The organism is Pseudomonas corni (assembly GCF_057128765.1).
This window is the reverse complement of sequence record NZ_JBSKHW010000032.1, coordinates 1-5,782: the sequence shown is the minus strand read 5'-3', so window position 1 is coordinate 5,782 and position 5,782 is coordinate 1. Positions and strand designations below refer to the sequence as shown.

Annotated in this window: 2 tRNA genes and 3 rRNA genes; all 5 read left to right on the top strand. The window is 51.8% G+C overall.

Annotated features, from left to right (window positions below):
- Window positions 1–488: 488 nt before the first annotated feature.
- The 5 genes from ACWKV9_RS27630 (at window position 489) to rrf (ending at window position 5,734) form a co-directional block, all read left to right on the top strand.
- Window positions 489–2,027 (top strand): 16S ribosomal RNA (locus ACWKV9_RS27630).
- Between the two features lie 94 nt (window positions 2,028–2,121).
- A tRNA-Ile gene (locus ACWKV9_RS27625) sits at window positions 2,122–2,198 on the top strand.
- 61 nt (window positions 2,199–2,259) lie between these two features.
- Window positions 2,260–2,335, top strand: a tRNA-Ala gene (locus ACWKV9_RS27620).
- A gap of 232 nt (window positions 2,336–2,567) precedes the next feature.
- A 23S ribosomal RNA gene (locus ACWKV9_RS27615) occupies window positions 2,568–5,460 on the top strand.
- A gap of 158 nt (window positions 5,461–5,618) precedes the next feature.
- Window positions 5,619–5,734 (top strand): 5S ribosomal RNA (gene rrf, locus ACWKV9_RS27610).
- The 16S, 23S and 5S rRNA genes sit together here with 2 tRNA genes alongside, the layout of an rRNA operon.
- The last annotated feature ends 48 nt before the right edge of the window (window positions 5,735–5,782 follow it).

Genomic DNA, 5,782 nt, shown 5'->3' with positions numbered 1-5,782 from the left:
AGGATCTGTCTATAATTCGCCCCACTTCCGGCGCAGACGAAACGGAAAACTTCTTGTTAATCAAGTAGTTGGACGAAGTAAGTAGCGCGGAATGCTTCGGTTTGACGGTTAAATCGGAAGCGGTGAAAAAGGCAGTTGACAGCAGGTTGTAACGCTGTAGAATTCGCCTCCCGCTGACGAGAGACGCCAAGTCACTCCAAGCGCAAGTGGTTGAAGTTGTTAAGGATTTCCAAGCGAAACTTTGAAAACTTCTTAAAATAACCGCTTGACAGAAACACCAGGCGCTGTAGAATGCGCGCCTCGGTTGAGACGAAAGATCTTAACCACCCGCTCTTTAACAACTGAATCAAGCAATTCGTGTGGGTGCTTGTGCTGTAAGACTGATGTCAACTGATTATCAGCATCGCAAGTTACTCCGCGAGAAATCATGGTTTAACCAACGATTGCTGAGCCAAGTTTAGGGTTTTCTCAAAACCCATGAAGTAATTGAACTGAAGAGTTTGATCATGGCTCAGATTGAACGCTGGCGGCAGGCCTAACACATGCAAGTCGAGCGGCAGCACGGGTACTTGTACCTGGTGGCGAGCGGCGGACGGGTGAGTAATGCCTAGGAATCTGCCTGGTAGTGGGGGATAACGTTCGGAAACGGACGCTAATACCGCATACGTCCTACGGGAGAAAGTGGGGGATCTTCGGACCTCACGCTATCAGATGAGCCTAGGTCGGATTAGCTAGTTGGTGAGGTAATGGCTCACCAAGGCGACGATCCGTAACTGGTCTGAGAGGATGATCAGTCACACTGGAACTGAGACACGGTCCAGACTCCTACGGGAGGCAGCAGTGGGGAATATTGGACAATGGGCGAAAGCCTGATCCAGCCATGCCGCGTGTGTGAAGAAGGTCTTCGGATTGTAAAGCACTTTAAGTTGGGAGGAAGGGCAGTAAATTAATACTTTGCTGTTTTGACGTTACCGACAGAATAAGCACCGGCTAACTCTGTGCCAGCAGCCGCGGTAATACAGAGGGTGCAAGCGTTAATCGGAATTACTGGGCGTAAAGCGCGCGTAGGTGGTTTGTTAAGTTGAATGTGAAATCCCCGGGCTCAACCTGGGAACTGCATCCAAAACTGGCAAGCTAGAGTATGGTAGAGGGTGGTGGAATTTCCTGTGTAGCGGTGAAATGCGTAGATATAGGAAGGAACACCAGTGGCGAAGGCGACCACCTGGACTGATACTGACACTGAGGTGCGAAAGCGTGGGGAGCAAACAGGATTAGATACCCTGGTAGTCCACGCCGTAAACGATGTCAACTAGCCGTTGGGAGCCTTGAGCTCTTAGTGGCGCAGCTAACGCATTAAGTTGACCGCCTGGGGAGTACGGCCGCAAGGTTAAAACTCAAATGAATTGACGGGGGCCCGCACAAGCGGTGGAGCATGTGGTTTAATTCGAAGCAACGCGAAGAACCTTACCAGGCCTTGACATCCAGTGAATCTGCCAGAGATGGCGGAGTGCCTTCGGGAACACTGAGACAGGTGCTGCATGGCTGTCGTCAGCTCGTGTCGTGAGATGTTGGGTTAAGTCCCGTAACGAGCGCAACCCTTGTCCTTAGTTACCAGCACGTTAAGGTGGGCACTCTAAGGAGACTGCCGGTGACAAACCGGAGGAAGGTGGGGATGACGTCAAGTCATCATGGCCCTTACGGCCTGGGCTACACACGTGCTACAATGGTCGGTACAAAGGGTTGCCAAGCCGCGAGGTGGAGCTAATCCCATAAAACCGATCGTAGTCCGGATCGCAGTCTGCAACTCGACTGCGTGAAGTCGGAATCGCTAGTAATCGTGAATCAGAATGTCACGGTGAATACGTTCCCGGGCCTTGTACACACCGCCCGTCACACCATGGGAGTGGGTTGCACCAGAAGTAGCTAGTCTAACCTTCGGGAGGACGGTTACCACGGTGTGATTCATGACTGGGGTGAAGTCGTAACAAGGTAGCCGTAGGGGAACCTGCGGCTGGATCACCTCCTTAATCGAAGACTCAGCTTCTTCACAAGTTCCCACACGAATTGCTTGATTCATTGAAGAAGACGATAGAAACAGCTTTTGCTTTGCAAACCCGTTTCGGGTCTGTAGCTCAGTTGGTTAGAGCGCACCCCTGATAAGGGTGAGGTCGGCAGTTCGAATCTGCCCAGACCCACCAGTTACCTGGTGAGTAGTTGGACAGAGCACCTTGCGCCAAGGTAAGACACCTGTAGCGATACGGGGCCATAGCTCAGCTGGGAGAGCGCCTGCCTTGCACGCAGGAGGTCAACGGTTCGATCCCGTTTGGCTCCACCACTTACCGCTGTTTCGTTGTGAGAGTTTAGAAATGAGCATTCCATCCGTTGGGTGGTGAATGTTGATTTCTAGTCTTTGATTAGATCGTTCTTTAAAAATTTGGGTATGTGATTGAAATATAGACCGGGCACCTCTTTCACTGGTGCGTGTCCGGGCTAAGGTAAAGTTTGTGAAATGCAAACTTTCGGCGAATGTCGTCTTCACAGTATAACCAGATTGCTTGGGGTTATATGGTCAAGTGAAGAAGCGCATACGGTGGATGCCTTGGCAGTCAGAGGCGATGAAAGACGTGGTAGCCTGCGAAAAGCTTCGGGGAGTCGGCAAACAGACTGTGATCCGGAGATGTCTGAATGGGGGAACCCAGCTGTCATAAGACAGTTACCTTACACTGAATACATAGGTGTATGGAGCGAACCAGGGGAACTGAAACATCTAAGTACCCTGAGGAAAAGAAATCAACCGAGATTCCCTTAGTAGTGGCGAGCGAACGGGGACCAGCCCTTAAGTTGTTTAGAGATTAGCGGAACGCTCTGGAAAGTGCGGCCATAGTGGGTGATAGCCCTGTACGCGAAAATCTCTTTGCAATGAAATCGAGTAGGACGGGGCACGAGAAACCTTGTCTGAACATGGGGGGACCATCCTCCAAGGCTAAATACTACTGACTGACCGATAGTGAACCAGTACCGTGAGGGAAAGGCGAAAAGAACCCCGGAGAGGGGAGTGAAATAGATCCTGAAACCGTATGCGTACAAGCAGTGGGAGCCCACTTTGTTGGGTGACTGCGTACCTTTTGTATAATGGGTCAGCGACTTATTTTCAGTGGCGAGCTTAACCGAATAGGGGAGGCGTAGCGAAAGCGAGTCTTAATAGGGCGTCTAGTCGCTGGGAATAGACCCGAAACCGGGCGATCTATCCATGGGCAGGTTGAAGGTTGGGTAACACTAACTGGAGGACCGAACCGACTACCGTTGAAAAGTTAGCGGATGACCTGTGGATCGGAGTGAAAGGCTAATCAAGCTCGGAGATAGCTGGTTCTCCTCGAAAGCTATTTAGGTAGCGCCTCATGTATCACTGTAGGGGGTAGAGCACTGTTTCGGCTAGGGGGTCATCCCGACTTACCAAACCGATGCAAACTCCGAATACCTACAAGTGCCGAGCATGGGAGACACACGGCGGGTGCTAACGTCCGTCGTGAAAAGGGAAACAACCCAGACCGTCAGCTAAGGTCCCAAAGTCATGGTTAAGTGGGAAACGATGTGGGAAGGCTTAGACAGCTAGGAGGTTGGCTTAGAAGCAGCCACCCTTTAAAGAAAGCGTAATAGCTCACTAGTCGAGTCGGCCTGCGCGGAAGATGTAACGGGGCTCAAACCATGCACCGAAGCTACGGGTATCACCTTATGGTGATGCGGTAGAGGAGCGTTCTGTAAGCCTGTGAAGGTGAGTTGAGAAGCTTGCTGGAGGTATCAGAAGTGCGAATGCTGACATGAGTAACGACAATGGGTGTGAAAAACACCCACGCCGAAAGACCAAGGTTTCCTGCGCAACGTTAATCGACGCAGGGTTAGTCGGTCCCTAAGGCGAGGCTGAAAAGCGTAGTCGATGGAAAACAGGTTAATATTCCTGTACTTCTGGTTATTGCGATGGAGGGACGGAGAAGGCTAGGCCAGCCTGGCGTTGGTTGTCCAGGTTTAAGGTGGTAGGCTGAAATCTTAGGTAAATCCGGGGTTTCAAGGCCGAGAGCTGATGACGAGTGTTCTTTTGAACACGAAGTGGTTGATGCCATGCTTCCAAGAAAAGCTTCTAAGCTTCAGGTAACCAGGAACCGTACCCCAAACCGACACAGGTGGTTGGGTAGAGAATACCAAGGCGCTTGAGAGAACTCGGGTGAAGGAACTAGGCAAAATGGCACCGTAACTTCGGGAGAAGGTGCGCCGGTGAGGGTGAAGCATTTACTGCGTAAGCCCATGCCGGTCGAAGATACCAGGCCGCTGCGACTGTTTATTAAAAACACAGCACTCTGCAAACACGAAAGTGGACGTATAGGGTGTGACGCCTGCCCGGTGCCGGAAGGTTAATTGATGGGGTTAGCTAACGCGAAGCTCTTGATCGAAGCCCCGGTAAACGGCGGCCGTAACTATAACGGTCCTAAGGTAGCGAAATTCCTTGTCGGGTAAGTTCCGACCTGCACGAATGGCGTAACGATGGCGGCGCTGTCTCCACCCGAGACTCAGTGAAATTGAAATCGCTGTGAAGATGCAGTGTATCCGCGGCTAGACGGAAAGACCCCGTGAACCTTTACTATAGCTTTGCACTGGACTTTGAATTTGCTTGTGTAGGATAGGTGGGAGGCTTTGAAGCGTGGACGCCAGTTCGCGTGGAGCCAACCTTGAAATACCACCCTGGCAACTTTGAGGTTCTAACTCAGGTCCGTTATCCGGATCGAGGACAGTGTATGGTGGGTAGTTTGACTGGGGCGGTCTCCTCCTAAAGAGTAACGGAGGAGTACGAAGGTGCGCTCAGACCGGTCGGAAATCGGTCGTAGAGTATAAAGGCAAAAGCGCGCTTGACTGCGAGACAGACACGTCGAGCAGGTACGAAAGTAGGTCTTAGTGATCCGGTGGTTCTGTATGGAAGGGCCATCGCTCAACGGATAAAAGGTACTCCGGGGATAACAGGCTGATACCGCCCAAGAGTTCATATCGACGGCGGTGTTTGGCACCTCGATGTCGGCTCATCACATCCTGGGGCTGAAGCCGGTCCCAAGGGTATGGCTGTTCGCCATTTAAAGTGGTACGCGAGCTGGGTTTAGAACGTCGTGAGACAGTTCGGTCCCTATCTGCCGTGGACGTTTGAGATTTGAGAGGGGCTGCTCCTAGTACGAGAGGACCGGAGTGGACGAACCTCTGGTGTTCCGGTTGTCACGCCAGTGGCATTGCCGGGTAGCTATGTTCGGAAAAGATAACCGCTGAAAGCATCTAAGCGGGAAACTTGCCTCAAGATGAGATCTCACTGGAACCTTGAGTTCCCTGAAGGGCCGTCGAAGACTACGACGTTGATAGGTTGGGTGTGTAAGCGCTGTGAGGCGTTGAGCTAACCAATACTAATTGCCCGTGAGGCTTGACCATATAACACCCAAGCAATTTGCGACCCGAGAGGGCATCAGATTGCGGTGACTGTGAAGATGACAGACGCTGAAAGTTTGCAGCACGAACGAACCTGATCACATACCCGATTTGCCGAAGCGAGGCCCTGGCGACAGGCGCACGACTCGGTACCCGAATTTCTTGACGACCATAGAGCATTGGAACCACCTGATCCCATCCCGAACTCAGCAGTGAAACGATGCATCGCCGATGGTAGTGTGGGGTTTCCCCATGTGAGAGTAGGTCATCGTCAAGATTAAATTCCGAAACCCCTCATCGCTTACGCGGTGAGGGGTTTTGTTTT